This is a genomic window from Brevundimonas sp., from assembly GCF_023259385.1.
Taxonomy (GTDB): domain Bacteria; phylum Pseudomonadota; class Alphaproteobacteria; order Caulobacterales; family Caulobacteraceae; genus Brevundimonas.
The window spans coordinates 1-2490 of record NZ_JAHFPF010000362.1; the positions used below are offsets into that span (position 1 = coordinate 1).

The following is a 2490-nucleotide window of genomic DNA, read 5'->3' on the forward strand; positions in this document are numbered from 1 at the left end:
TGGCTCTGGCTGATCCTTCCGGTTTTTCGGAAGGGTCCGGGGATGACGGGTGTGGAGACGATTGGTCGGATCCGTTCCGAGCATTTCCAGAACGGCAAGGGGATCAAGCGGATCGCGCGCGAGCTGGGCATTGCGCGCGACACGGTCCGCAAGGTGCTCCGATCTGGCGCGACCGAGTTCACCTACAAGCGCGAGGTTCAGCCGCAGCGGAAGCTCGGGGCCTGGGTGGAGACGCTGACCGGCATCCTGGAGGCCGAAGATCGGCTGCCCCGGCGCGAGCGGCGCTCGACGATCAGGTTGTTCGAAGAGCTGCGCGGGCACGGATATGACGGGGCGCATGACAGCGTCCATCGGTTTGTGAAGGCCTGGCGTGCCGACCGCGCCCGGCTGCCGACGCAGGCTTTCATCCCGCTGCGGTTCGATCCCGGCGAAGCCTATCAGTTCGACTGGAGCCATGAGGCGATCGAGCTTCACGGCCTGCCCGTCGTGGTGAAGGTCGCGCAGATGCGGCTTTCCCATAGCCGCATGCCGATCGTGCGCGCCTATTTCCGCGAGACGCAGGAGATGGTCTTCGACGCGCACGACAAGGCCTTCGCATTCTATGGCGGGGTCTGTCGGCGCGGCATCTACGACAACATGAAGACGGCGGTGGAGACGGTCTTTGTCGGGCGCGCCCGGGAGTACAACCGGCGCTTTCTGCAGATGTGCTCGCATCATCTCGTCGAGCCGGTGGCCTGCACGCCGGCAGCCGGCTGGGAGAAGGGCCAGGTCGAGAACCAGGTCGGCACGATCCGCGACCTGCTGTTCCGGCCACGGCCGAAGGTGAAGACGCTCGATGAGCTGAACGCCTGGCTTGCCGATCAGTGCATGGCCTATGCCCGGCGGGCGAAGCACCCCGAGTTCCGCGACCGGTTTGTCATCGAGGTCTTCGAGGAGGAGAAGGCGCGGCTGATGCCGTATCTAGGGCCCTTCGCCGGCTTCGTCGAGAAGCCGATGCGGGCGACTACGACCTGCCTGATCACGCATGACCGCAACAAGTACAGCGTCGATGCCCGAGCCGCTGGCCGCGCCGTGCTGGTGCGCGCCTATGCCGATCGGATCGTCGTGCTGCTCGACGGCGAGACGGTCGCCGATCACCCGCGCAGCTTCAAGCGCGACCAGGTCGTCTACGATCCCTGGCACTATCTGCCGGTGCTGATGCGCAAGCCCGGCGCCCTGCGCAACGGTGCCCCGTTCAAGGACTGGGATTTGCCGGCGCCGCTCACGGCTGTGCGCGAGAAGCTGCGGCGTCATGCCGATGGCGACCGCCAGTTCGTGAAGATCCTCGGCCGCGTCCCCGAAGACGGCATCGCCGCGGTGGCGGAGGCCTGCACCGAGGCGCTCGCGGCCGGCATCGCCAGCGGCGACGTCGTCATGGCGATCCTGGCGCGACGTCGTCAGCCGCCGGTGCCCCAGAGCATCACCACGCCCGACGCTCTCAAGCTCAAGACCGAGCCAGTCGCCGACTGCGCCCGATACGACAACCTGCGCAGGAGAAGGGAAGCTGCCTGATGGAACGTCACCAACTGATCGAGGCGATGACCAGCCTCAAGCTCTATGGCATGCGGGCCAGCTTCGACGAGATCGCCGGCAAGGGCCTGAGCCGGCGCGAGGAGATCTATCCGCTGCTAGCGAGCCTGGTCCGCGCGGAGCTGACCCATCGCCAGTCCCGCTCGATCAACTATCGCATCGGCGGCGCCAGATTCCCTGTGCTGAAGGATATCGACGCCTTCGTCTTCGACAACACGCCCGTCGATGAAGGCCAGATCCGCGAACTCGCCACCGGCGACTTCATCGACGCCAAGCGCAATCTGATCCTGATCGGCGGCACCGGCACCGGAAAGACCCATCTTGCCATCGCGATCGCGGCTGCCGTCATCCGGGCGCGGGCCCGCGGCCGCTTCTTCAATCTGGTCGATCTGGTCAATCAGCTCGAACAGGAGAAGGCCGCCGGCAAGAGCGGGCGCATCGTCGAGACCTTGCTGCGGCACGATCTCATCGTCATCGACGAACTGGGCTACCTGCCGTTCAGCCAGGCGGGCGCCCAGTTGCTCTTCCACCTGATCAGCAAGCTCTACGAGAACACCTCGGTCATCATCACCACCAATCTCGCCTTCGCGGACTGGCCCCAGGTGTTCACCGACGCCAAAATGACGACCGCAATGCTCGATCGGCTCACCCATCACTGCGACATCGTCGAGACCGGCAACGAGAGCTGGCGCTTCAAAAACCGAGCCTGACAACGTCATCCTCTGTCGCCCACTGAACGCCGAAATCGCCCCGGCCGAGCAACCCCGACCAGCTCAGCCGGGGCGACCTCGGCACGTCCGCGCAGGTCCCAAGGGGGCTGAACTTCAACGCGATAAGGGGGCTGACCTTCAACGCGATTTGACAGATTGATGGCGGTGCCGCCTTTGAGCGCGAACACGTCCTGGCGCGCTATGAAGGGCA

The 2490-nt window shown here is 65.4% G+C and carries 3 protein-coding genes; 2 read left to right on the forward strand and 1 reads right to left on the reverse strand.

Features of this window, described 5'->3' with window-relative positions:
- Positions 1 to 42: 42 nt before the first annotated feature.
- Positions 43 to 1551, forward strand: coding sequence for an IS21 family transposase (gene istA, locus Q0C81_RS18255; protein ID WP_291841252.1), 1509 nt, complete (start codon positions 43 to 45; stop codon positions 1549 to 1551).
- The gene (istB, locus tag Q0C81_RS18260; RefSeq protein WP_291841248.1) at positions 1551 to 2279 is read left to right on the forward strand and encodes an IS21-like element helper ATPase IstB; all 729 of its coding nucleotides are present in this window, start codon (positions 1551 to 1553) and stop codon (positions 2277 to 2279) included. Before istA ends, istB begins: the two co-directional genes overlap by 1 nt.
- A gap of 5 nt (positions 2280 to 2284) precedes the next feature.
- On the opposite strand, the gene Q0C81_RS18265 is transcribed toward istB, so the two are convergent.
- Positions 2285 to 2490: hypothetical protein (locus Q0C81_RS18265; protein WP_291841250.1), on the reverse strand; the 206-nt coding region annotated here is incomplete at its 5' end.